This is a genomic window from Achromobacter sp. 1011791174, assembly GCF_059760925.1.
The window spans coordinates 39,751-62,465 of the sequence record NZ_JCBANH010000013.1 but is presented as its reverse complement, the minus strand read 5'-3'; the positions used below and the strand labels follow the sequence as shown (position 1 = coordinate 62,465).

The following is a 22,715-nucleotide window of genomic DNA, read 5'->3' as shown; positions in this document are numbered from 1 at the left end:
CGTGGCGCCCGGCGCCCGCCTTACGGCTTCTCGATGTTCCACGTGACCGGGACGCCGGCCTTGATCAGCTCGGTGCCCTTCAGGCCGCGCGTGGCGTACACGGGCTTGAACTCGCCCCACATCACGTAGGGCACGGTCTGGTAGGCGCGTTCCTGGATGCGGGCCGCCAGCTCCTTGCGCTTGCCCGCGTCGGTCTCGCGGATCCAGGCGGTGCGCAGTTCGTCCAGCTCCTTGTCGCAGGGCCAGCCCGGCAGGCTGTTGCCGCAGGCGGCCGACAGCCAGGGGTTGGTGACCGGCGTGCTGGCGTCGTAGTAGCCGCCCCAGGTCAGGAACAGGTTCCAGCCGCCCTGCGCGGGCGGATCCTTCTTCAGCCGGCGCGCGGCCAGCGAGGCCCAGTCCATGGATTGCAGGTCGACGTTGACGCCGGCCTTCTTCAGGTTCTGCGACAGCACCATCACGGCGGGCGCGCTCAGGTGGTCGGTGGGGTACAGCAGCACCACCTTCTCGCCCTTGTAGCCGGCTTCCTGCAGCAGCTGCCTGGCGCGCGCCGGGTCCGGTTTGGCGTAGGGCGCGGCGCCGGCGTCGGTGGCCAGGGGCGAACCGCAGATGTACAGCGTGGCGCAGTAGTCGACGCGGTACTTGTCGGGGTAGCCCATGGCGGCCAGCATCTGCTTCTGGTTCACCAGGTAGTACAGCGCCTGGCGCGCGCGGGCGTCGTTGAAGGGCGGATGCAGCGCGTTCAGCACCACCATGCCCTGCGAGGCCACCGAGGTGTCCAGCTTGATGTCGGGATTGCTTTCCAGCACCGGCAGGAAGTCGGGCGTGACCTGCTCGATCATGTCCACCTCGCCGTTCATCAGCGCGGCGGTGGCGGTGTTGCCGTCGGGGATGTAGACCCATTCGACGCGGTCCACCTTGACGATCTTGCCGCCAGCCAGGCCGTCCGCCGGCTCGGCGCGCGGCACGTAGGCCGGGTTCTTCACGTACACGACCTTGTTGCCGGGCACCCATTCATCGCGTTTGAACAGGAACGGACCGGAGCCCACCATTTCCGTGATCTGCGTGCTCGGGTCCGTGGCGGCGATGCGCTTGGGCATGATGAAGGGCGGCAGGCCGGACGGTTTGGACAAGGCCTCCAGCACCAGGCCAAAGGGTTCCTTGAGCGTCAGCGTGAAGGTCTCCGGACCGGTGGCGGCCAGCTCGGCGCCGGCCGCGAACATGGCCTGGCCCAGCGTGTCCTTCTTGCCCCAGCGCTGGATGGAAGCCACGCAGTCCTCGGCCGTGACCGGCGCGCCGTCGCTGAACTTCAGGCCCGGGCGCAGCGTGAAGCTCCAGCGCTTGCCGTCTTCCGAGGCCTGCCAGCTGTCCACCATCTGCGGCTTGACCTGGCCCTTGCTGTCCTGCGCGAACAGCATGTCGAACACCATGTAGCCGTGGTTGCGCGTGATGTAGGCGGTGTTGAAGAGCGGGTCCAGCGTCTTCAGGTCGGCGTGCGGCACCAGCCGCAGGGTCTTGCCCTGGGCGTGCGCGCCGGTGACGGCGCCCAGCGCCAGCAGCGCCGCCGTGGCCAGCAGGCTGAAACGTTTGATCATGGTCATCCCCTTGTATTGTGTGTCGTGGTCTTGCTTGCGGCGCGGTCTCTGCGGACCGCGCCGTCATGTCATGTCAGGCCGTCAGCGGCCATTTCGGCCGCCGCACCTTGCGGTAGGGCAGACTGTTGTAGTCCTGCGTGATGGCGCCGGGCGTCGCGACGTAGATGACGTGCTTGGCCACCTGCGAGTACGAGGCGTAGAAGTGCTGCGAGGACTTGACCACGATGAGCTTCATCGCGGCCAGGTCGATGCCGAACTGCGTGAACATGTCCGTGCCCATGGCCTGGGTGCGCAGCGAGGTCAGCGCCAGCACCACGCCGCCCGTGCGCAGGATGGCCACGTCGCCCAGCAGCGCCGGCGTGTTGGACAGCCCCGTCATGACGGCCTCGCGCTTGAGCGCCAGCACCGTGCAGCGCAGGTCCAGCGGCTGGCCCGACACGGGCGCGACCTTGCCGCCCACGCGCAGCTGCACCTCGGCGCCCTCGCCCGCCTCGAAACAGAGCTGCACGGAGACCGGATCCCAGAACGGACCCATCGCCACGTCTTCGATGCCGCGCGCCAGCACGCGTTCCAGGATGAACGTGGCGTCGCTGGGCGCGCCGCCGCCGGCGTTGTCCGCCGAATCGGCCAGCACCACCGGGAAGGCGCCGTGCGCCAGGGCCTGGTCCAGCGCCTCGTCGGTGGGCGGATAGGCCGGCGACAGCTGTTCGCGAAAACCGATGATCTCCTGGCCCAGCTCGCGCGCCAGCGCCTCGGCCCGCCCCGGATCGCCATCGGTATAGACCAGCACCTTGGCGCCCATGTCGGCGGTGTCGCCCCAGGGGAAGCCATGGGCGATCGAGATCGACAGCACGCCGTTCTTGCCTTCCATCGCCATCAGCTTGTCGACGAAGCCGCGCATCGGTTCGCGGCTGGTGTGCATGACCGAGATGAGCTGGCAATCGAACACGCCGCGCGTCGGCCGGATGCGACCCTTGGCCTTGGCCACGCACAGGTCGACCAGCTCATAGGCGCGGTCCAGGATGTCGGTATGGGGGTATTCCTTGTAGCAGACGATGAGGTCGGCGGATTCCATCATGGTCGCGGTCAGATGGCAGTGCGGATCCAGTTCCGCGCCGATCACCGTGTCCGGGCCGACGATCTCGCGCGCGCGGCGCAGCAGGTCGCCCTCGCAATCGTCGTAGCCGTCGGCCACCATCGCGCCGTGCAGGCCGAACAGCGCCACGTCCACGGGGCCGGCGTTGCGCAGGTCCTGCAGCAGCTCGTCGCGCAGCGTTTCATAGGCGTGGCGAGTGGTGATGCCGGCCGGCATGGCGGCGGCGGTCAGGCCTTCGACCAGCGTCCAGTCCTTGCCCTTGGCGCGCTGCCGCGCCGCCCACAGCGGACCGGCATACATCTGCATGCGGTCCGGATGCTGGCCGGCCGGGTAATAGCCGCGCGCGCGGTAGGCGCCCAGGCCGGTGGGGATGGGGGAAAAGGTATTGGTTTCGGTTGCCAGGGAACCGGAAAAGATCTTCATGCTGCCACTCCATGTCGAGCGTTTGCAGGGTGCGCGAGGCCGGCGCGCGTGGGATTGCTTGCGGGGAAATCAGGTCCGGTCGCCGACCCAGGCCTGCACTTCGATCTCCACGTCCACTTCCAGCGCCAGCCGTGCCTCCACCGTGGAGCGCGTCGGGAAGTCGGCCGGGAAATGCTCTCGGTAGGCTTCGTTGAAATCGGCGAATTGCGCCAGGTCGGCCAGCCAGACGGTCACGCGCACCACGTCGGCCAGGCTGGCATTGGCCAGCGCCAGCGTGTCCTTGATGCGGGCGATGGCCGCGTGGGTCTGTTCGCGGATGTCGCCGCGCACGACCTTGCCGTCGGCATCCATCGGGATCTGGCCAGACAGGAACAGGAAGCCGCCGGCGCGGGTGGCGCGCGAGAACGGCAGCGGCAGGGTGCTGGGATAACGGGTGATGGCGGTCATGGGGACTTCCGGAAAACGGGTGGAATGAAAGAGGATCAGCGCAGGCGGCCCGGGCGCATGGCCCGGGCGTCGACGCCATGCGCGCGCAGCGCGTCGGGCACTGGCTGGCGCTCGACCAGCGCGGCCGCCAGTTCCGAGGCCGCGGCGGCGGTCTGGATGCCGTAGCCGCCCTGCGCCGCCAGCCAGAAGAAGGCCGGCGCGGCCTCGTCCCAGCCAACCACGAAGTCGCCGTCGCGCACGAAGGAGCGCAGGCCGGCCCAGGTGTGCTTGGGGCGCCGTATCGTCAGCGAGGTAGCTTCCTCGATGCGGTAGATGCCGGTGGCCACGTCCAGTTCCTCCGGCGCCACGTCGTGCGCCTCGACCGGATCCGCGTTGGCCGGCGAGCCCAGCAGCTGACCGGCGTCGGGCTTGAAGTAATAGCTTTCGTCGACGCCCACCACCGCCGGCCAGGCGGAGAAATCCACGTCGGGCGGACCGTTGAAGGTGAAGGCGGTGCGGCGGCAGGGCTGCAGGCCGACCGGCGCGGCGGCGCACAGCGCGGCCACGTGATCGGCCCAGGCGCCGGCCGCGTTGATGATGGCGCGCGCGCGCAGCGTGGCGCCGTCGGCCAGCGTCAGCGTCCAGACGCCGTCGGCATGGCTGGCCGCGCGCAGCTCGGCATTGGCGCGCAGGGTGGCGCCGCGCGCCCGCATGCCGCGCAGGAAGCCCTGGTGCAGGCCGTGCACGTCGATGTCGCGCGCGTCCGGCTCCTCCAGCGCGCCGCACAGCTGCTCGGCGCGCAGGCAGGGCACGCGCGCGGCGGCGGCCTGCGGTTCGATCAGGCGGACGTTGTCGGAATGCCGGCGGAATTCGTCATAGGTCTGTTGCAGCAGGTCGCGCTGTTCGGCGGTGGCCACGTACAGCACGCCGCGCGGGTGCAGCAGCGGATGTTCGGTGAAGCCCTCGGGCGGATTCTCGTAGAACGCGCGGCTGGCGCGGGTCAGCGCCTGGATCTGCGGCGTGCCATAGGTTTCCATGAACATGGCCGCCGAGCGGCCGGTCGAGTGGTAGCCGGGCTGCGCCTCGCGCTCCAGCACGATCACGCTGGCATGCGCGCTCAGGCGGTAGGCCACGGAAGCGCCGGCGATGCCGGCGCCGATCACTGCATAGTCCGAAATGAGGTCTGGGTTCATCGCTGCGTCGAAGAGAATTCTATTATTTGATAATTCTCGAATACGATAATTAGATGGCGGCACGGAGGTAATAGGGGGTTGTACGGATGGCGCGGCCGCGCCTTCGCCGCCCCGCCAACCGCCCGGGCGCGCGCGGTGCTATCGTTCGCCCGTCTTTCCGCAACGCCGCGCCGCTTCATGTCCGACCATCCCGCCGCTTCCGCCCCGCCGGCCTCCATTCCCGACAGCGAGTCGCGACCCTTCGTGCGCGACGTGGGCGACCGGCGCTCGCTGCATTTTTCCGAGCAGGTCATCCAGAGCAGCATGTCGCTGCTGAACCCGGACGCGCTGGAGCTGGAGTACACGCGCATGATGATGGGCTTCTTGCTGTTCAACCCGGAGCCCGACCGCATCGTGATGGTGGGCCTGGGCGGCGGCTCGCTGGCGAAGTTCTGCCATCGGCACCTGCCGCGTTCGCAGGTCGAGGCGCTGGAGATCAATCCGGCGGTCATTGCGCTGCGCGGCGATTTCATGGTGCCGCCGGACGACGAACGTTTCCGCGTCATCGCCTGCGACGCGGCCGAATTCCTGGGCGGCGCGTCGGACCACGCCGACGTGATCCTGCTCGACGGCTTCGGCGACCAGGGCATGCCCGACGCGCTGTGCTCGGAGGCGTTCTATGCCGATTGCCTGCGCGCCTTGCGCGACGACGGCCTGCTGGTGATCAACTTCCACGTCAATCATCCGCTCTACCATGAGTACCTGGCCCGCGTGCGCGAGTCCTTCGGCGCGGCGATGTTCGAGGTGGTGGACGACGACATGACCAACAGCATCGTGTTCGCCTGCAAGGGCGATCTGCTGGACGATCCGGCGTCGGCGCGGCTGCGTCGGCCCGAGGCGCTGTCCAAGGATGCATGGCGTCAGTTGATGCCGACCTTGCGCGTCATCGGCGCGACGCTGACGCTGCGCTAGACGAGCCCACCGTCGGCCGGCGCGGGAAGTTGGGCCGACGGCGCGTCTGCGGCTTGCCGTGGCCGCGACCCGGCCGGTCGCGATTTCGGACTATTCCCATTTCCGCATTCCCTGGCGGTCGCTAGAGTGGCCGCCAGCGGTTGCGCGTTTCCGCGTGGCGCGAACCGGCAAGGGCTTGATTCCTGAAAAATGACGCCAAAGGGTCCGTCACTTCAAATTATTTAAGTTGTTAAAAGTTGTATATATTGCGGCTTCGATAAATGTCACGCAAGCGGCCCGGTTAGAGGCCTAGGGAAATTCTCAGGAGAAGCTTGATGTTCGGTACGGTAGTGAAAGCAGGAACGCTGGCCCTGGTGTCGGTGTTGATGGCGGGTTGCGCAACGGAGCGGTCGAAGTCCGTCGCCGTGCCCGCGACGGTGGCGGCAAGCACGCCTTACCAGGGCCCGCGCAGCCCGATTTCCGTGGGCAAGTTCGACAACCGCACGGACTTCCTGCGCGGCGTGTTCTCCGACGGCGTGGATCGCCTCGGCGGCCAGGCCAAGACCATCCTGACCAGCCATCTGCAGCGCACCGGCCGCTTCCAGGTCATGGATCGCCAGAACCTGTCCGAGATCGCCCAGGAAGCCGCTTTCAACAAGCAGGCCAACAAGATCAAGGGCGCGCGTTACGTCGTCACCGGCGACGTCACGGCCTTCGGCCGCAAGGTGACCGGCGACCAGCAGCTGTTCGGCATCCTGGGGCGCGGCAAGGAGCAGGTGGCCTACGCCAAGGTCGATCTCAACGTCGTCGACGTGACCAGCTCCGAAGTCGTCTATTCCGCATCGGGCGCGGGCGAGTACAGCTTGTCCAACCGTGAAGTGATCGGCTTCGGCGGCTCGGCCGGCTACGACTCCACGCTCAACGGCAAGGTGCTGGACCTGGCCATCCGCGAAGCGGTGGATCGCCTGGTCGACGGCATCACGCAAGGCGCCTGGGCGCCCACCGCCAACTAAAAGGGGAATCCATCATGATGAAGACGATGGCGCAGCCGCGCCGGACGGCGTTCGCCCGTACGGGTCGCGCGCTGGCGATCACGGCATTGGCCGGCCTGCTGGGCGCTTGCGCGCAGCAGCCCAAGAGCCTGTACACCTGGGAAGGCTATCAACCCACCGTGTACGCCTACCTGAAGGAAGATGGCAACGATTACGCCGTGCAAGCGCAGACGCTGGAAAAGAGCGTCGAGAAGGCGCGCGCCACCAACCGCGAACTGCCTCCCGGCTTTCGCGCGCACCTGGGCATGCTGTACCTGAAGATGGGCGACGGCGAAAAGGGCGTCGAGCAGCTGCAGGGCGAAAAGCAGGCCTTTCCCGAATCCACGCCGTTCATGGACTTCCTGATGCGCAACGCGGGCAAGTCCGCCGCCGCGCCGCAAGCGCAGGCCGCAACGCCTGCCGCCGAATCCGTCGCCAGGAACGAGCCGGGCGCCAAGTCCGAACCCGCCGCCCAGACCGAGCCGGCCGCGCCGAAGAAGAAGGGGAACTGATCATGATGAAATCACTGCGCCTGGCCATGCTGGCCATCGTCGCCCTGCTCGCCGGTTGCGCCGGCCCGCAGCGCAACGTGGACTACACCGCGTTCCGTGAAAGCAAGCCGGCTTCCATCCTGGTGCTGCCGCCGCTGAACACGTCCGTCGACGTGGCCGCGTCCGCCGCCGTGCTGTCGCAAGCCACGCTGCCGCTGGCCGAGTCCGGCTACTACGTGGTGCCGGTTGCCGTCATGGAAGAGACCTTCCGCCAGAACGGCCTGACCACGCCGGATGACATCCACGCCGTGCCCGCCGCGCGCCTGCGCGAGATCTTCGGGGCCGACGCCGCCTTGTACATGACCGTCAAGGAATACGGCGCGAGCTACAAGGTGGTGTCGAGCGACGTCACCGTGTCCATCGACGCGACGCTGCTGGACCTGCGCAGCGGCGCCAAGCTGTGGGACGGCCACCAGACCCTGAGGCAAGGCAGCAGCAGCAACAGCGGCGGCCTGATCGGCATGCTGGTGCAGGCGGTGGTGGATCAGGTGGTCAACTCGTTGTCGGACCGCAGCTATGGCGTGGCCGGCATGACCAGCAACGCCCTGCTCAGCGCCGGCACGCAAGGCGGCATCCTGTATGGTCCGCGTTCGCCGCGCTACGCCGGGCAGTAGGCCCTTCGCCAGCGGTCGCGTGCCGCTGGCGTTTGCGGGACAGCACACCAGGCCCCGTTCGCCGTCTTGAATCGGCGCGCGGGGTTTTCTTTTGCCGGCTCGCCGCCATGCGTGGCGAATCCGGCGGTTGCCGGTGTGGTGGCTCAAGCCTGTCCGGCCGTCGCGGATGCCCGCGCGCGCCGCAGACGCGGCTTCCATTCGCTGACGATCACGCCCAGCACTACCAGTGCGCCGCCGACCAGCGCCAGCGGCGCCAGCCGCTCGCCGGCGATGCGGCCGAAGATGCCGGCCCATACCGGCTCGCCGGCATAGATCAGCGTGGCGCGCGCGGGATCGACCGTGCGCTGCGCCCAGTTCATGGTCAGCTGGATCAGCGCGCTGGCGCAGCCCAGCGCCACGGCCAGGCCGGTGAGCGTCCAGGAGAACGGCGGGATCTCGGTCTCGCCGGCCAGCGGCATCAGCGCGAAGGCCGCGATCGACGCGGCCGCCAGTTGCAGCACGGTGACGCGGCGCAGGTCCACGCTGCGCGCGTAATGGCTGATGAGCAGGATCTCGGCGGCGATGGCCACCGCGCCGGCGATGGTGATGAGCTGGCCGTAGCTGAACGAGATCGAGGCGGGGTTGTTGCCGGTCAGCAGCATCAGGCCCATGCAGGCCAGCGCCACGCCGACCCAGGTCATGGCGCGCGGCGCGCGCCGCAGCACCAGCCATTGCAGCAGCGGCACCGCCGGCACGTACAGGGCGGTGAGGAAGGCCGATTCGCTGCTGGTGATGTGCTGCAGGCCGATGGTCTGGCCGCCGTAGCCGGCCACGATGGCCAGGCCGACCGCGCCGCCGGCCCGGACTTCGCGCCAGGTGATGCCGCGCAGCGAACGCAGCGACACCAGTCCCACGGCCAGGGCCGCGGCGGCGAAGCGGCAGCCGACGAAGAACATGGGCGTGCCCGCGGTGAGCGCGTGCTGCACGGCCAGGAAGGTGCCGCCCCAGACCACGGTGATCAGGACGAGCGCGGCTTCGGGCGCCCTGCGCGCAAGCAGGGAGGGAGATGGGGATGTGGGGCTATTGTGCATAATATTGCACAATATCGGATGTGGTATTTTTGCGCAATATATTGCTCATGCGCTTGCGCAAGGAGAATCGCCATGCCGTCGAACCAGGTGCTCGAACACGTGGCCGCCAATCTCAGGCGCCTGCGCGATGGGCAAGGCCTGAGCCAGCAGGCGCTGGCCGATGCGGCGGGCGTGAGCCGCCGCACCATCGCCGGGCTGGAGGCCGGCGACGCCAACATCAGCCTGGCCAAGCTCAGCCTCATCGCCACGGCGCTGGGCGCCAACTTCACCGCCCTGGTCAGCCCGGCCGGCCGCGCGCCCGATCAGGCGCCCGACGTGCTGACCTGGCGCGGCCAGCTTGCCGGCAGCCAGGCGGTGCTGCACTGCTCGGCGGCCGCCTCGCATCAGGTGGAACTATGGTCCTGGACCCTGGCGCCCGGCGAGCGCTACCAGGCCGAGGCCGACCCGGAAGGCTGCGTCGAGATGCTCTACGTGATCGAGGGCGCGCTGACGCTGGAGCTGGCCGGACAGGAGCGGGTCATACCTGCGGGGGCGACCACGTCCTTTGCCAGTTCGGTGTCCTATGCCTACGCCAACCGGCAGGCGGGCGTGCTGCGCTTCATTCGCAACCTGGTGATTTAGGGCGCGCCAGCCGGGCGACTGGCGCTGGCGGGAGCGTTCCCGCAGGTGGTCCGCCGTTCCATGGCCGGCGCTCCGAGGGCTGTCGATCCCGTGGGCGGTGATGCCGCCGTCGTCCGACAGCCCCGCCCGACGTTTCAGTCCGAGCCGGCGGCGAAGCCCGTCAGCGCCTCGCCGTGCATGCGGTAGCGCACCCACTCGGCCTGCGGCCGCGCGCCGATCGACTGGTAGAAGTCGATGGCCGGCTGGTTCCAGTCCAGCACGCTCCATTCGAAGCGGCCGCAGCCTTCCTCGACCGCGACCCGCGCCAGATGGCGCAGCAGGCGCTTGCCGGCGCCGATGCCGCGACTGGCGGGCGAGACGTACAGGTCTTCCAGGTACAGCCCTTTCCTGGCCTGCCAGGTCGAGTAGTTGAAGAAATAGATGGCGTAGCCCACCGGCTGCCCGTCCGCTTCGCAGATCAGCGCGCGCGCGGGCGTGCCGGGGCCGAACAGGCTGCTGGCCAGGGTTTCGACGGTGGCCTCTACCTGGTCGGCGGCCTTTTCATAGACGGCCAGCTCGGTGATGAATCGCAGGATCAGCGCGCAGTCCTGTTCGGTGGCGGGGCGGATGGAAATCGTCATGGGAGCGCTACGGAGAAAATCGAAAAGGCGGCGCATGGCCGCGTGGAATGGCAAACCGACGATGATAGGGATGCGGGTGTCAGTGCATCAAGTGCATTATTTTCAGCAGATAATGCATGTTATGCATTCTGATCTGAGACGCCTGGACCTGAACCTGCTGGTGGCGCTGGATGCCCTGCTGCGTCGCCGTTCGGTGAGCGCCGCCGCCGACGAACTGGCCATGAGCCCGTCCGCGCTGAGCCACGCGCTGGCGCGCCTGCGTGCCGCGCTGGACGACGAGCTGTTCGTGCGCATCGGCAACGCCATGCAGCCCACCGCCCATGCCGAGCGGCTGGCCGGGCCGGTCAGCGCCGCGCTGGCGCTGCTTTCCAACGGGCTGGCGCAGGCGGGCCGCTTCGACCCGGCCACCAGCGACCGCTGCTTCACCCTCGCGGCCACCGACTACACCACCTTCGCCATGCTGCCGGCCCTGGTCGCGCAAGTGCAGGATCTGGCGCCGCGCCTGCGCTTCCAGATCGTCCACGCGCAAAACCCGGACTACGCCGAGGACCTGGCCTCGGGCCGGCTGGATTTCGCGCTGGGTTATGTGGAAGACATGGCCGAGCCCGCTCCCGGCATCGAGAGCTTCGACTGGCTGACGGATCACTACGTGGTGATCGCCAGCCGGGATCATCCTCGGATCCGGTCCGCGCCCAGCCTGGACGCCTACCTGGCCGAGCGCCACGTGGCGGTGCGCCCCTGGGGCGAGGCCGGCGGCCATATCGACAAGCTGCTGGAGCGTCGCGGACTGCGCCGCGACGTGGCGGTGCAGCTGCCCTCGGTGCTGGCCGCGCCCTTCATCGTGGCCGGCTCGGCGCTGATCATGACGGTGCCGCGTCAGGCGGCGCGCACGCTGGGCGCGGTGGCGTCGATCGTTGAGTATCCGCCGCCCTTCGAGATCCCGCCCTTCACGCTCAAGGCCTACAGCCACGTGCGCCAGCGCAGCGCGGCGCATGCCTGGCTGCGCGAACAGCTGCTGCGCGCGATTCCGGCCTGAGGGCCGGCGCCGCACGCGGTGCAACGGCGCTGCGTTGCTGGTTCAGTTCAACGCCAACATGGCTCCCGGCGCCACCTGCGGCGCGCCGCGAGTCGTTGCGTGGCTGGCGACGTCATGGCTGTCGAGCTTGAAGCCGCCCACCAGCTGCGCCAGGTGCGCGGCTTGTTCCTGCAGCGTCTGCGCGGCGGCGGCGGCCTGTTCCACCAGCGCGGCGTTCTGCTGCGTGGCGTTGTCCATCAGGCCGATGGCGTTGCCGATCTCCGAGATGCCGGTGCGCTGTTCCTGGCTGGCCAGGTCGATCTCGCCGACGATGCTGGTCACGCGCTCGACGCTGCCCACCACCTGATCCATGGTGCCGCCGGCCTGGCGCACCAGCGAGTTGCCGGTGCGGATCTGGTCGACCGAGGATTCGATCAGCGTCTTGATCTCGCGCGCGGCGGTGGCGCTGCGTTGGGCCAGCGTGCGCACTTCGCCGGCCACCACGGCGAAGCCGCGGCCCTGTTCGCCGGCGCGCGCGGCTTCCACCGCCGCGTTCAGCGCCAGGATGTTGGTCTGGAAGGCGATGCCGTCGATCACGCCGATGATGTCGACGATCTTGCGCGCCGAGGCGTCGATGCCGTCCATGGTGTGCACCACCTGCTGCATCACCGCGCCGCCCTGGCCGGCCACGCGCGAGGCGTCGCTGGCCAGGTTGGCCGCCTGGCTGGCGTTGTCGGCGTTGTGCTGCACGGTCGAGGTGATCTCTTCCATGGCCGCGGCGGTCTGCTCCAGCGAGCTGGCCTGCTGCGAGGTGCGGTCGGACAGGTCATGGTTGCCGCTGGCGATCTCCAGGCTGGCGGTGCGCACGGAGTCGGCCGCCACGCGGATCTCGCGCAGGATCGTGGCGATCTTGTCGGCGAATTGATTGAATGCGGCGCCGATCCGGGCCAGCTCGTCACCGCCCTCGGCCGGCAGCCGGCGCGTCAGGTCGCCGTCGCCGCTGGCGATGTCCTGCAGCGCGTATTGCACCTGGGGCAGGCCGCGCAGCTGACGCTTGACCGCCATCGTCACGAAGGCCACGGCCAGCAGCAGCGCCAGCGCGGTGATGGACGCGGCCAGCTTGACCATCATGGTGACCGGCTCGTTGGCCTGGGCGCGGTCGATGGCGATCACCAGCGTCCAGGGCGTGCCTTCCACGGCGCTGGCGTACAGCAGCTGGCTGACGCCGCCGATGTCCTGTGTCAGCGAGCTGCCGCTGTTCCTGGCCAGCTGTTGCAGCTGGCCCAGGTCCAGGCCGGGATCGATGGCGGTGACCGGCTTGAGCGCCAGCTTGACGTCCGGGTGGGCCAGGATCTGGCCCTGTCCGTCCAGCAGGAAGGCGAAGCTCTTGGGCGTGGCCTGGATGGCCGCGACCATCTTGGCCATGCTGTCGAGCAGCATGTCGGTGCCCACGGCCGCGACCACGCGGCCGTCCTTGCGCACCGCCTCGACGAAGCTCATGCACAGCTTGCCCGACGCGGCGTCCACATAGATCGGCGTGATGGCCGGCCCGTTGGTCTGGGCGGCCTGCTGGTACCAGGCGCGCGCCGGGCCGTCGAAGCCATCCGGCATGGCGTGGTTGAAGATGTAGCGCTTGTCGGCGTAGACGATATAGGCGTCATCGAAGCCGCCGGCCTGCTGCGCGGTCGCGGCCATGGTGTGCGCGATGGCTTCGGGCTGGTCGACGGCGTTCTTCAGCGAGCTGGTGACGCGCTGCTTGTCGCGCACCCAGGCGGACAGTTCATTGGCGTGATTGCGCGTGATCTGGCCGATGTTGTGGTCGACCTGGTCGAAGGTATTGTTGCGGGCCACTAGCACCGTGGCCAGGGAAAGCGACAGCATGGAAAGAATGGTGATCGCCACGCAGAGGGCGATGAGGCGGTTGCGTATGGACTTGAACATGGTGCGGCCCCGATGGCTGTCGACATCGCGGCGGCACGGAAAGCCGCCGCATATGAGGCGCAGCGTAAGGTCGGCGCGGTGCAATCAACCCTGGGATCAAGGGCGCGCCTGCCGTCCAGTTCGTCATTTTGGCCAGACCCTGCCGGGGCCACTGTAACAGGGACGTATTGCCGCCGTATGGCGTTGCCGCGCGCGCCTGCGGGTTGTCCCGCAGGCGTGCTGTCACACAGGCGTTTACGGCGGATTACGTCGACGTCGGCGGCGTGGCGCCGGGCTCGTGCGACACCGGGCGTCCCAGCAGGTAGCCCTGGAAGTGGGTACAGCCTTCCTCCGTCAGCCGGCGCAGCTGGGCCGGGGTTTCCACGCCCTCGGCGGTGGTGGGGATGTCCAGGCTGCGTCCGATGCCGTTGATGGCGCGGATGATGGCCAGCGCCTCGCGGCTGGACTCCACGTCCTGGGTGAAGGACTTGTCGATCTTGATCTTGTCGAACTCGAAGCTGCGCAGGTAGCTCAGCGAGGAATAGCCGGTGCCGAAATCGTCCAGCGCCACCTTCACGCCCATGTCCTTGAGCCGGGTCAGGGTGGACAGGTTGGCCGCCGAATTGGCCAGCAGCACCGATTCGGTGATCTCCAGCTCCAGCCGGTCGGCCGGCAGGCCGGACGTGGTCAGCGCCGATTCCACCAGCGACACCAGCGCGCTGTTGGCGAACTGGCTGGCCGACAGGTTGACGGCCACGGTTTCATGCGGCTCCCAGCGCATGGCCTCGCGGCAGGCCTCGTGCAGCGTGAAGGCGCTGAGCTCATGGATCAGCCCGGTTTCCTCGGCCACGGGAATGAAGTCGTTGGGCATGATCAGGCCCTTGGTCGGATGTTGCCAGCGCATCAGCGCCTCGCGGCCCACGGTGCGTACATGGCTGGCGTCCTTGATGGGCTGGTAGTGCAGCCGCAGCTGCTGCGAGATGATGGCCTGGCGCAGGTCCATTTCCATCTCGTGGCGCTTGAGCGCGGTGGTCTCCATCTCGGGCTTGAAGAAGGCCATGCCGTTGCGGCCGTTGCGCTTGGCCTCGTACAACGCCATGTCGGCGTAGCGCAGCAGGTGGTCGGCGGTGCATTCCGGCGTGTCGGCCACGGCGATGCCGATGCTGACCGTCACCGGCACGGTGTGACCGTCGATCTCGAACGGCGCGCGCACGGCGTCCACCAGGCGCTGCGCCATGCGGCGCACGTCCTCAGTCTGCTCGATGTTGGGCAGCACCACGGCGAATTCGTCGCCGCCCAGCCGCGCCAGCGTGTCCTGTTCGCGCAGGACCTTGGGCAGGCGCTTGGCCAGGAGGCGCAGCAGCTCGTCGCCGAACTGGTGGCCCAGCGTGTCGTTGACGCTCTTGAAGTTGTCCAGGTCCAGGCACAGCACCGCGGTGGCTCGGCCGTCGCTGGCCGCGTTCAGCGCCTTGAGCATCTGTTCGCGGAACAGGCGCCGGTTTGGCATGCCGGTCAGCGTGTCGTGGTGGGCCATGTAGCGCACCTGCGCATGGGCGGCGTTCTCGTCGGTGACGTCATCGGCGATCAGCAGCACATAGCGCGAGCGCGGATCGCTGTTGTGGAACACCAGCGTCTTGGTACGCAGCGAGCGCGGGCCCAGCGTGGTGGACAGCTCCTCTTCCTCTTCGCGCATGGCGCCGTCCGAGCGCAGCGCATCATTGCAGAGCCGCTCGAAGAAGGCGCAGGCCTGTTCCGGCAGGCATTCCTGCATGGTCCGGCCGCGCATGTCGGCGCGGTCGACGCCGAACATGGCCTGCACCTGGCGGTTGGCCAGCACTATCCGGCGCGACACCGCGTCCATCACCAGCACGCAGGAAGGGATCTGCGAAATCACCGCGTCCAGGAAGCTCGACAGCGAGCCCAGCTCGGCGTTGTAGCGCTCGGTCATTTCCTTGGCGCGCAGCAGCTGCTGTTCCTGCATGCGGCGCTCGGTCTCGTCGCGCGTGATCTTGGCGTAGCCGAGCAGTTCGCCGCCGTCGCCGTGGATCGCGTCGATCACCACGCTGGCCCAGAACAGGGTGCCGTCCTTGCGCACGCGCCAGCCCTCGGCGGCGAACTTGCCCCGGTCGCGGGCCCGCGCCAGTCCGGCTTGCGGCAGGCCCGAGGCCCGGTCTTCCGGGGTATAGAAGCAGGAGAAATTCTGGCCGACGATCTCGTCGGCCGCATAGCCCTTGGTGCGTTCGGCGCCGGCGTTCCAGTTGGCGACGGTGCCGTCCGGAGACAGCATATAGATGGCGTAGTCCTCGACACCCTGCACCAGGTGCCTGTACATGACGTCCGAATTCGCGATGGTCATAGCTTATGGCCGGTCTTCCGGCATGGGCCGCCGCTGCGGCTGGCATGAAAACATGACGGGATATATGGCTTTACGTCTGCGGAAGCCAAATATTTATCCCGCATATGAAAATGCCAAAAGCCTGCGCATTATTGCGAAGGCCGTCCAACTGTTGCGAAAAAGTACGCCTATCCGGCGCGGTGTTCAGCCTCGGCCGAAGCCCACGCGTTGCTTGAGCGCCTGCGCGATCATCGCGGTGTCGATGTCCTTGCCCGGATGGCGCTGGCAGAAGTCGTAGAGCACCGCCACGTAGGCGTTGCCCAGCAGCTTGGTGAGGGTGGCGGCGGTGGTGGCGGCGATGGTGCCGCCGGCCGCGCTGCCGGCGCCAGGGATCAGCTTGAGCAGGCTGGACACCACCGAGCGGCCGATCAGCGTGGCGGCCGAGGCGCCCAGCGTGGACGTGACCAGCGTGGTGATGGCCGCCGTGTCCAGCTCCATGCCGAAGGTGATGCCGATCTTGGCGATCATGCCGACCTGGATCGGCACCAGCGCGAAGGCGTCGGAAAACGGGATGGGCGCGGCGGCGGCCGACGCGGCCAGGCCGGCGGCGATGTTCACTTCGATCTCAGCCCGCTTTTTTTTTACTTCCAGCGCCTGCTTGTTGCGGGTGGACAGCGCATTGGCGTAGGCGCGCTGCTGCGCCTCGGGGATGGCCTGGGCGGTGGCGGCGATTAGCTCGTCCAGCCCCATGGGCGGCAGATCCGCGTCCAGCTCGTCGATGCGCTCGGGCAGCGCGCGCACCGGCACCACCTGCCGGGGGGCAGCAGCTCGCGCGCGGTGTCGGCGAACGGGCTGTTCTTGCGGGCCTTGGTCAGCACCGTGATGACGGGAATGCCGGCGTCCGCCAGCATGTTGCACAGCGCGATCTCCGCGTCCTCGACGCGGTGGCTGCTGTCCTGGATGCAGAGCCAGGCGATGTGGATGTGGCGTTCCTGATCGGCGGCGGCTCCGCGCTCGCGGATCAGCGCGTCCAGCTCGCGGCGCGAGGCTTCGTAGTCGGCTACTTCCAGGCCGCGCGTGTCGATGATGGTGAGCGGATGGCCGGGCCGGGTGAATTCCTGGGTCGTCGAGGTCACCGGCTTGCCCGCGCCGGTGCGCGCCAGCTCGCCACGGAACACGGCGTTGATCAGCGTGCTCTTGCCCACGCCCGTCTTGCCGGCCACCAGGATGTTGACGCGGCCGGCCCCGCGCGTCGCGGTGCTGATCGCGTCGGCGATGGCGTCTTGCAGGGGCAGCGGATCGGGCATGGGGGCGGGCATCTGGATTGGATTCGTCTGATTCTAATGGGTTCAATCCGTGGAAGTTCGGACGCTTGCCTCGGATAGCCCGGGATTGGACGCCGGGTTAGGGATTACGTCATGTTGTCCCAAGCTTGACTATACAAGTATAGATATTGCCGATCAGACCAATACCAAAAGAGAGGGGATATCCATGGATGAGCAGACAGGCTTGCGCCGTGGCCTGAGCGCGCGGCACGTGCGCTTCATGGCGCTGGGCTCGGCGATCGGAACCGGCCTGTTCTATGGCTCCGCCGCCGCCATACAGCGCGCGGGGCCGTCGGTGCTGCTGGCCTACCTGATCGGCGGCGCGGCCATCTTCTTCACCATGCGCGCGCTGGGAGAGATGGCGGTGCGCCATCCGGTGCCCGGCTCCTTCGGCCATTACGCGACGCGCTACCTGGGGCCGTACCTGGGTTTCCTGACCGGCTGGAGCTATGCCTTTTCCATGCTGATGGTCTGTCTGGCCGATGTCACCGTGTTCGGCGTGTACATGGGTTTCTGGTATCCGGACACGCCGCGCTGGATCTGGGTGCTGGGCATCGTGCTGTGCATCGGCGGCTTGAACCTGTGCAGTGTGAAGGTGTTCGGCGAGCTGGAGTTCTGGCTGTCCCTGCTCAAGGTCGTGGCGATCCTGGCGCTGATCGCGGGCGGCGCGGCGGTGCTGCTCAGCGGCATGCGCATCGGCGACGCGGACGCCACGGCGCCGGCCCTGGCCAACCTGTGGCAGCACGGCGGCTTCTTTCCCAACGGCATCGAGGGCATGATCGCGTCCTTCACGGTGGTGATGTTCGCCTTCGGCGGCGTGGAGGTCATCGGCATGGCTGCGGGCGAGGCCGGCGATCCCCGGCGCGTCATTCCCAAGGCGATCAATTCGGTGCCGCTGCGCATCCTGCTGTTCTACGTGCTGACCCTGCTGGTGCTGATGGCGATCTTCCCCTGGAGCAAGATCGGCACGCAAGGCAGCCCCTTCGTGCAGATATTCAGCAGCCTGGGCATCAAGGCGGCCGCGGACGTGCTGAACCTGGTGGTGATCTCGGCTGTGATCTCGGCGGTCAACAGCGATATCTTCAGCACCGGGCGCATGCTCTACGGCATGGCGCTGAACGGCCAGGCGCCGGCCGGCTTCGCGCGGGTGTCGCGTTTCGGCGTGCCCTGGATGACGGTGGCGGTGATGGGCGCGGGCCTGCTCGTGGGCGTGGCGCTCAATTACCTGTTGCCCGACGGCCTGTTCATGAAGCTGGCGGCCATCGTGACCTTTTCCGTGGTCTGGGTGTGGCTGATGATCCTGCTGTCGCAGCTGGCCATGCGTCGCCGCCTGGGCCCGGCCGCCGCCGAGCTGGCCTTTCCCGTGCCGCTGTGGCCCTGGGGTCAGCGCTGCGCCGTCGTCTTCATGCTGTTCGTGTTCGCGGTGCTGGCCGCGTTCGAGGATACGCGCGGCGCGCTGTATGTGGGCCTGGGCTGGCTCGCGCTGCTGTCGGCGGCCTATCTCTGGCTGTCCGCGATGCGTCGGCGCGCGGGCGGCGCATCGCGGCCTGACTATGATGATGACAAGGAGGAGTGACCATGCATCGCCATGAATTCGAACTGCCGGCCGAGGACATCGCGGCCTTCCAGCGCGACGGCGCGCTCTGTGTGCGGCAGCTGTTCACCGCGCCGGAAGTCGAGCTGCTGACGCGCGGCATCCAGAAGAACCTGGACGCGCCCAGCCCGCGCGCCAAGGTGGCCAGCCGGCCGGACGATCCCGGCTGGTTCTTCGAGGACTTCTGCAACTGGCGGGACAACGACGAATACCGGCGATTCATCTTCGACAGCCGCGTGGGCTCGGTGGCCTCGCAGCTGATGGGCGGCGGGCCGGCGCGGCTCTATCACGACCATCTGCTCGTCAAGGAACCCAACACGCGCCAGCGCACGCCCTGGCACCAGGACCAGCCCTATTACAACGTCGAAGGGCGCATGAATTGCAGCATGTGGATGCCGGTGGATCCGGTCGCGCGCGAGGCCACGCTGGAGTTCGTGGCGGGCTCGCACCTGGGGCCTTGGCTGATGCCGCGCACCTTCCTGGACAACCAGGCCAGGTGGTTTCCGGAAGGCAGCCTGGCGGATCTGCCCGACATCGAGGCCGACCGCTCGCGCTGGCGCATCCTGGGCTGGGAGCTGGAGCCGGGCGACGCCGTGTTCTTCCATATGCTGACGCTGCACGCGTCCGGCGGCGTGGGCGGAGACCGACGCCGGCGCGCGTTCTCGGTGCGCTTCCTGGGCGAGGACATGCGGCATGCACCGCGCGCCTGGCGGACCTCGCCGGAGTTTCCGGGGCTGGAGCAGGAGCTGCCGGCGGGCGCGCCGCTGGAGCACGCGCTGTTTCCGTTGCTGTGGCCGCGCGCCTGATGCCGGTGGCGGATCGGGCAAGTCGCGGCGTTGGCCCGGCTCAGGCCTTGGGCGCTTCGTACAGATGCTCGGGGCCCGGGAAGCGCCGGGCCTTCACTTCCTCGGAATAGGTCCGCGCCGCGGCCTGGATGCGTTCGGACAGTGTGTCGTAGCGCTTCACGAAACGGGCGGTGCGCTCGAACATGCCCAGCATGTCATCCACCACCAGCACCTGTCCGTCGCATGACGCGGACGCGCCGATGCCGATCACGGGGCAGGACAGGCTGGCGGCGATCGATGCCGCCAGCGGTTCCACCACGCCCTCGACTACCACCGCGAAGGCGCCGGCGGCGGCGATGGCTTCGGCGTCGGCCGCGATCTTGGCCTGCTCGGCATGGCCGCGTCCGCGCGCGCCGTAGCCGCCCAGGATGTTCACCGCCTGCGGCGTCAGGCCCACATGTCCCATCACGGGGATGCCGCGCGCCGACAGGAAGGCGACCGTGGCGGCCATGGCCTCGCCGCCTTCCAGCTTGATGGCGGCCGCGCCGGTTTCCTTCAGCACGCGGGAGGCCGACGCGAAGGCCTGCTCGGGACTGGCTTCGTAGCTGCCGAAAGGCATGTCCACCACCACCAGCGCGGTGCGCGCGCCGCGCGCCACGGCCGCGCCGTGCGCGATCATGGTGTCCAGCGTGACGGGGACGGTGGATGGCAGTCCGTAGATGGTCTGCGCCAGGCTGTCGCCCACCAGCAGCGCGTCGCAGCAGGGATCCAGCAGCTCGGCCATGCGCGCCGTGTACGCGGTCAGCATGACCAGCGGTTCCTGGCCCTTGCGGGCGCGGAAGGCGGGCACGGTCATGCGGCGGGGGGCGGGAGCGTTGGCATTCAGGGTGGCGGTGGTCGACATGCGGGCCTCGTGTTCGGGATGCGCGGCGGGCCTGGCAGGCAGCGCCGCGTCCCGAGCTTAACCCAGGCGCTTCATGGCTGTGGCAGCGCAAGCGCGGCGCGCATGTCCTCCAGGAAGGCCGCCGTGATCTCGTTCAGGTGGGGGCGCTTCTTGGCCACCAGCGTGATGTCCACGTCGTAATGGAACAGCGCCGGATTCAGAGGCCGCAGCAGGCCGGCCTGCACATAGGGCGCGGCATAGGCCTCGGGCAGGTAGCCCAGGTGCGCGCCGGAAAGGATCAGCACCGCGGCGGCCTCCATGTTGTCGGCCTCGGAGGTAATGCGGCGCGGCAGGCCCGCGAAGGAGGCCTCGGGCAGCGGGTAGGTGCGCCAGGTCCAGTCCGACTCGGCCACGTCGCCCGGGCCCAGGCTGCCGGCGCGGGCCGCCAGCGCGTGGCCCGCGCCGCAATAGGCCACCTGGCGCTCCTGGAACAGCGTGGCGTAGTCCAGCATCGGAACGCGGTGCAGGAAATAGCCCACCGCCACCTGCATTTCGTCCTTCAGGATCAGCTCTTCCAGTTCGCGCGGGCCGCGGATCAGCAGCGACAGCCGCACCGCTTCGTCGCGTTGCCGGAAGCGGGCGATGGCGCGTGCGATCAGCCCGTTCTGTTCCAGCGTGGCGTTGCCGATCAGGCCCAGCGTCAGGCTGCCGACCAGCTGGCGATGCATGTTGCGGGCCTCGGCGGTGAAGTTGTTCAGCGAGGTCAGCGCGCCGCGCGCCAGCCGGGCGAAACGCTGGCCCTTGGCCGTCAGCCGGAAGCCGCCCCGGCCGCGCTCGCACAGGCGGAAGTCCAGCCGCGTCTCCAGCGTGGCGAGCTGGCTGCTGATGGTGGACTGGCCCACGCCCAGCACGTCCTGCGCGGCCGATACGCCGCCGGCGTCGACAATGGCCAGGAACACCCTGATCAGCCTGAGATCCAGATCGGTAACGGTGGACAGCATAGGGTAATCACCTATGAAACATTGATATTGATCGATGCTTGTTGAGCGAACGAGATATGGATCGGGAATTGCGTGATTTCTATTATTCCATCGGGCCTTGCAGGCATGAAAGTCCTACGTTGAAAAGCGCGGAAATCATGCCGGCAATGGCTGGAAAGCAGGTTTTGCGGAAATTCACTTTTATACATATCGGTGTTTCGTGCAACGCCTGTGAATGGCATCAAGACCACATGGCGCGCCCTGGACGCGCGCCGGAAACGAATCGAGGGGCGGACATGTACTTGGACATAGGCGTAGTCGTGATCTACATGGGCGCGATGCTGTTGCTGGGCTGGTACGGCATGCGGCGCGCGAAGACGCAGGAAGACTTCCTGGTGGCGGGGCGCAACCTGGGGCCCGGCTTCTACATGGGCACCATGGCGGCCACGGTGCTGGGCGGGGCCAGCACCGTCGGCACGGTGCGCCTGGGCTATGTCCACGGCATTTCCGGCTTCTGGCTGTGCGCGGCGCTGGGCGCGGGCATCGTGGTGCTGAACCTGTTCCTGGCCAAGCCGCTGCTCAAGCTGCGCATCTATACCGTGACCCAGGTGCTGGAGCGGCGCTACAGCCCGGCCACGCGCCGCGTAAGCGCGCTGGTGATGATGGCCTACGCGCTGATGCTGGCCGCCACGTCCGTCATCGCCACCGGCACGGTGATGCACGTATTGTTCGACCTGCCCTTCTGGGCGGCGGTGCTGCTGGGGGGCGGCGTGGTCGTCATCTATTCGGCGGTGGGCGGCATGTGGTCGCTGACGCTGACCGACATCGTGCAGTTCGTGATCAAGACCGTGGGCCTGATGTTCGTGCTGCTGCCGATCTGCATCATGCGCGTGGGCGGCTGGGACCAGCTGGTCGCGCGCCTGCCGGCCGCCAGCTTCGACTTCACCACCATCGGCTGGAGCACCATCGCCACCTACTTCGTCATCTATTTCTTCGGCATCCTGATCGGCCAGGACATCTGGCAGCGTGTGTTCACCGCCCGCACCACGGGCGTGGCGCGCGTCGCCGGCAGCGTGGCCGGGGTGTACTGTGTGCTTTATGGTCTGGCCGGCGCGTTGATCGGCATGGCCGCCAAGGTGCTGCTGCCCGATCTGGACAATCCCAACAACGCCTTCGCCGCCATCGTGCAGGCCAGCCTGCCCGACGGCATCCGCGGTCTGGTCATCGCCGCCGCGCTCGCGGCCATGATGTCCACGGCCAGCGCCGCCATGCTGGCGACCTCCACCGTGCTGGCGGAAGACCTGCTGCCCGCGCTGCGCGGCGGCCGCCGCTTCGAGAACGTGAGTTCGCACCGCCTCATCACGTTGCTGGCGGGGTTCACGGCCGTCGGCATCGCGCTGGCGGTGGACGATGTGCTCAGCGCGCTGACCTGCGCCTACAACCTGCTGGTGGGCGGCATGCTGGTGCCCCTGCTGGGCGCGATCTACTGGCGCCGCGCCACCACGCCGGCCGCCATCGCCAGCATGTTGCTCGGTTGCGGCGCGGCCATCGTGTTCATGATCAAGGACGGCCTGGACGCCAACACGCCCATCTACGTCAGCCTGGCCGTCAGCCTCGCCAGCCTGGTCGTGATCAGCCTGGCGACCCGCGCCGACGCGCCCGCGAGCCTGGATGGCGCGCGCGCCCCGGCCCGGGCCGACTGAGTTTTCAT

General features: G+C 68.2%; 21 protein-coding genes. 9 read left to right on the top strand and 12 right to left on the bottom strand.

Features of this window, described 5'->3' with window-relative positions:
• Positions 1-20: 20 nt before the first annotated feature.
• The 4 genes from AC6LJ5_RS07250 to AC6LJ5_RS07235 form a co-directional block, all read right to left on the bottom strand.
• The gene (locus tag AC6LJ5_RS07250; protein WP_392410495.1) at positions 21-1,592 is read right to left on the bottom strand and encodes an ABC transporter substrate-binding protein; all 1,572 of its coding nucleotides are present in this window, start codon (positions 1,590-1,592) and stop codon (positions 21-23) included.
• 73 nt (positions 1,593-1,665) lie between these two features.
• Positions 1,666-3,111: a M81 family metallopeptidase gene (locus tag AC6LJ5_RS07245; protein WP_498140138.1), complete on the bottom strand. Its 1,446-nt coding sequence runs from the start codon at positions 3,109-3,111 to the stop codon at positions 1,666-1,668.
• A 69-nt stretch (positions 3,112-3,180) separates the two neighbouring features.
• On the bottom strand, positions 3,181-3,558 hold the full coding sequence (locus tag AC6LJ5_RS07240; RefSeq protein ID WP_103272050.1) for a RidA family protein: 378 nt from the start codon (positions 3,556-3,558) through the stop codon (positions 3,181-3,183).
• A gap of 35 nt (positions 3,559-3,593) precedes the next feature.
• Entirely contained in the window at positions 3,594-4,730 is a 1,137-nt protein-coding gene (locus tag AC6LJ5_RS07235) for an NAD(P)/FAD-dependent oxidoreductase (protein WP_103272051.1), read from the bottom strand.
• A gap of 177 nt (positions 4,731-4,907) precedes the next feature.
• Here AC6LJ5_RS07235 and AC6LJ5_RS07230 point away from each other — a divergent pair, with 177 nt between their 5' ends.
• From AC6LJ5_RS07230 to AC6LJ5_RS07215, 4 genes are all read left to right on the top strand, one after another.
• Positions 4,908-5,681, top strand: coding sequence for a spermine/spermidine synthase domain-containing protein (locus tag AC6LJ5_RS07230; RefSeq protein ID WP_498140137.1), 774 nt, complete (start codon positions 4,908-4,910; stop codon positions 5,679-5,681).
• Between the two features lie 314 nt (positions 5,682-5,995).
• On the top strand, positions 5,996-6,673 hold the full coding sequence (locus tag AC6LJ5_RS07225) for a CsgG/HfaB family protein (protein ID WP_103272053.1): 678 nt from the start codon (positions 5,996-5,998) through the stop codon (positions 6,671-6,673).
• 14 nt (positions 6,674-6,687) lie between these two features.
• Complete coding sequence (locus AC6LJ5_RS07220; RefSeq protein ID WP_233772668.1) at positions 6,688-7,203, top strand: DUF4810 domain-containing protein; 516 nt, start codon at positions 6,688-6,690, stop codon at positions 7,201-7,203.
• Between the two features lie 2 nt (positions 7,204-7,205).
• Positions 7,206-7,856, top strand: a complete 651-nt coding sequence (locus tag AC6LJ5_RS07215; protein WP_103272054.1) for a DUF799 domain-containing protein — start codon at positions 7,206-7,208, stop codon at positions 7,854-7,856.
• 143 nt (positions 7,857-7,999) lie between these two features.
• Here the strand turns inward: AC6LJ5_RS07215 and AC6LJ5_RS07210 are convergent, their stop codons facing one another.
• Positions 8,000-8,926, bottom strand: coding sequence for a DMT family transporter (locus tag AC6LJ5_RS07210; protein WP_498140136.1), 927 nt, complete (start codon positions 8,924-8,926; stop codon positions 8,000-8,002).
• Positions 8,927-8,998: 72 nt separating this feature from the next.
• Between AC6LJ5_RS07210 and AC6LJ5_RS07205 the strand changes: the two genes are divergently transcribed.
• On the top strand, positions 8,999-9,547 hold the full coding sequence (locus tag AC6LJ5_RS07205; RefSeq protein WP_103272056.1) for a helix-turn-helix domain-containing protein: 549 nt from the start codon (positions 8,999-9,001) through the stop codon (positions 9,545-9,547).
• Positions 9,548-9,681: 134 nt separating this feature from the next.
• On the opposite strand, the gene AC6LJ5_RS07200 is transcribed toward AC6LJ5_RS07205, so the two are convergent.
• Positions 9,682-10,167, bottom strand: a complete 486-nt coding sequence (locus AC6LJ5_RS07200) for a GNAT family N-acetyltransferase (protein WP_498140135.1) — start codon at positions 10,165-10,167, stop codon at positions 9,682-9,684.
• 121 nt (positions 10,168-10,288) lie between these two features.
• Here AC6LJ5_RS07200 and AC6LJ5_RS07195 point away from each other — a divergent pair, with 121 nt between their 5' ends.
• Positions 10,289-11,203: a LysR family transcriptional regulator gene (locus tag AC6LJ5_RS07195; RefSeq protein ID WP_498140134.1), complete on the top strand. Its 915-nt coding sequence runs from the start codon at positions 10,289-10,291 to the stop codon at positions 11,201-11,203.
• A 42-nt stretch (positions 11,204-11,245) separates the two neighbouring features.
• Here AC6LJ5_RS07195 and AC6LJ5_RS07190 read toward each other — a convergent pair whose 3' ends face one another.
• The 4 genes from AC6LJ5_RS07190 to AC6LJ5_RS07175 form a co-directional block, all read right to left on the bottom strand.
• Positions 11,246-13,123, bottom strand: coding sequence for a methyl-accepting chemotaxis protein (locus AC6LJ5_RS07190; RefSeq protein WP_498140133.1), 1,878 nt, complete (start codon positions 13,121-13,123; stop codon positions 11,246-11,248).
• A 244-nt stretch (positions 13,124-13,367) separates the two neighbouring features.
• Positions 13,368-15,458: an EAL domain-containing protein gene (locus AC6LJ5_RS07185; RefSeq protein ID WP_498140132.1), complete on the bottom strand. Its 2,091-nt coding sequence runs from the start codon at positions 15,456-15,458 to the stop codon at positions 13,368-13,370.
• A 183-nt stretch (positions 15,459-15,641) separates the two neighbouring features.
• Positions 15,642-16,238, bottom strand: coding sequence for a DUF697 domain-containing protein (locus AC6LJ5_RS07180; protein WP_498140131.1), 597 nt, complete (start codon positions 16,236-16,238; stop codon positions 15,642-15,644).
• Positions 16,169-16,756, bottom strand: coding sequence for a GTPase (locus AC6LJ5_RS07175; RefSeq protein ID WP_498140130.1), 588 nt, complete (start codon positions 16,754-16,756; stop codon positions 16,169-16,171). Before AC6LJ5_RS07175 ends, AC6LJ5_RS07180 begins: the two co-directional genes overlap by 70 nt.
• Positions 16,757-16,928: 172 nt before the next feature.
• Here AC6LJ5_RS07175 and AC6LJ5_RS07170 point away from each other — a divergent pair, with 172 nt between their 5' ends.
• Both AC6LJ5_RS07170 and AC6LJ5_RS07165 read left to right on the top strand, forming a co-directional pair.
• On the top strand, positions 16,929-18,338 hold the full coding sequence (locus tag AC6LJ5_RS07170) for an amino acid permease (RefSeq protein WP_103272063.1): 1,410 nt from the start codon (positions 16,929-16,931) through the stop codon (positions 18,336-18,338).
• 2 nt (positions 18,339-18,340) lie between these two features.
• On the top strand, positions 18,341-19,162 hold the full coding sequence (locus AC6LJ5_RS07165) for a phytanoyl-CoA dioxygenase family protein (RefSeq protein ID WP_392410501.1): 822 nt from the start codon (positions 18,341-18,343) through the stop codon (positions 19,160-19,162).
• Between the two features lie 40 nt (positions 19,163-19,202).
• Here AC6LJ5_RS07165 and panB read toward each other — a convergent pair whose 3' ends face one another.
• Both panB and AC6LJ5_RS07155 read right to left on the bottom strand, forming a co-directional pair.
• A complete protein-coding gene (gene panB / locus AC6LJ5_RS07160; RefSeq protein WP_392410502.1) occupies positions 19,203-20,045 on the bottom strand; it encodes a 3-methyl-2-oxobutanoate hydroxymethyltransferase in 843 nt (280 codons plus the stop codon).
• A gap of 71 nt (positions 20,046-20,116) precedes the next feature.
• Positions 20,117-21,025 carry a LysR family transcriptional regulator gene (locus AC6LJ5_RS07155; protein ID WP_103272066.1) on the bottom strand — a complete coding sequence of 303 codons (909 nt, stop codon included), beginning with the start codon at positions 21,023-21,025 and terminating at the stop codon, positions 20,117-20,119.
• 275 nt (positions 21,026-21,300) lie between these two features.
• Here AC6LJ5_RS07155 and AC6LJ5_RS07150 point away from each other — a divergent pair, with 275 nt between their 5' ends.
• Positions 21,301-22,707 (top strand): sodium:solute symporter family protein, encoded by a 1,407-nt coding sequence (locus tag AC6LJ5_RS07150; protein ID WP_103272067.1) that lies wholly within the window; start codon positions 21,301-21,303, stop codon positions 22,705-22,707.
• Positions 22,708-22,715: the final 8 nt, after the last annotated feature.

Excerpts from the sequence above, each read along its gene's own strand:
- AC6LJ5_RS07250 (WP_392410495.1), bottom strand. The coding sequence starts at position 1,592 with ATGATCAAACGTTTCAGCCTGCTGGCCACGGCGGCGCTGCTGGCGCTG.
- AC6LJ5_RS07245 (WP_498140138.1), bottom strand. The coding sequence starts at position 3,111 with ATGAAGATCTTTTCCGGTTCCCTGGCAACCGAAACCAATACCTTTTCC.
- AC6LJ5_RS07240 (WP_103272050.1), bottom strand. The coding sequence starts at position 3,558 with ATGACCGCCATCACCCGTTATCCCAGCACCCTGCCGCTGCCGTTCTCG.
- AC6LJ5_RS07235 (WP_103272051.1), bottom strand. The coding sequence starts at position 4,730 with ATGAACCCAGACCTCATTTCGGACTATGCAGTGATCGGCGCCGGCATC.
- AC6LJ5_RS07230 (WP_498140137.1), top strand. The coding sequence starts at position 4,908 with ATGTCCGACCATCCCGCCGCTTCCGCCCCGCCGGCCTCCATTCCCGAC.
- AC6LJ5_RS07225 (WP_103272053.1), top strand. The coding sequence starts at position 5,996 with ATGTTCGGTACGGTAGTGAAAGCAGGAACGCTGGCCCTGGTGTCGGTG.
- AC6LJ5_RS07220 (WP_233772668.1), top strand. The coding sequence starts at position 6,688 with ATGATGAAGACGATGGCGCAGCCGCGCCGGACGGCGTTCGCCCGTACG.
- AC6LJ5_RS07215 (WP_103272054.1), top strand. The coding sequence starts at position 7,206 with ATGATGAAATCACTGCGCCTGGCCATGCTGGCCATCGTCGCCCTGCTC.
- AC6LJ5_RS07210 (WP_498140136.1), bottom strand. The coding sequence starts at position 8,926 with ATGCACAATAGCCCCACATCCCCATCTCCCTCCCTGCTTGCGCGCAGG.
- AC6LJ5_RS07205 (WP_103272056.1), top strand. The coding sequence starts at position 8,999 with ATGCCGTCGAACCAGGTGCTCGAACACGTGGCCGCCAATCTCAGGCGC.
- AC6LJ5_RS07200 (WP_498140135.1), bottom strand. The coding sequence starts at position 10,167 with ATGACGATTTCCATCCGCCCCGCCACCGAACAGGACTGCGCGCTGATC.
- AC6LJ5_RS07195 (WP_498140134.1), top strand. The coding sequence starts at position 10,289 with ATGCATTCTGATCTGAGACGCCTGGACCTGAACCTGCTGGTGGCGCTG.
- AC6LJ5_RS07190 (WP_498140133.1), bottom strand. The coding sequence starts at position 13,123 with ATGTTCAAGTCCATACGCAACCGCCTCATCGCCCTCTGCGTGGCGATC.
- AC6LJ5_RS07185 (WP_498140132.1), bottom strand. The coding sequence starts at position 15,458 with ATGACCATCGCGAATTCGGACGTCATGTACAGGCACCTGGTGCAGGGT.
- AC6LJ5_RS07175 (WP_498140130.1), bottom strand. The coding sequence starts at position 16,756 with ATGCCCGCCCCCATGCCCGATCCGCTGCCCCTGCAAGACGCCATCGCC.
- AC6LJ5_RS07170 (WP_103272063.1), top strand. The coding sequence starts at position 16,929 with ATGGATGAGCAGACAGGCTTGCGCCGTGGCCTGAGCGCGCGGCACGTG.
- AC6LJ5_RS07165 (WP_392410501.1), top strand. The coding sequence starts at position 18,341 with ATGCATCGCCATGAATTCGAACTGCCGGCCGAGGACATCGCGGCCTTC.
- panB (WP_392410502.1), bottom strand. The coding sequence starts at position 20,045 with ATGTCGACCACCGCCACCCTGAATGCCAACGCTCCCGCCCCCCGCCGC.
- AC6LJ5_RS07155 (WP_103272066.1), bottom strand. The coding sequence starts at position 21,025 with ATGCTGTCCACCGTTACCGATCTGGATCTCAGGCTGATCAGGGTGTTC.
- AC6LJ5_RS07150 (WP_103272067.1), top strand. The coding sequence starts at position 21,301 with ATGTACTTGGACATAGGCGTAGTCGTGATCTACATGGGCGCGATGCTG.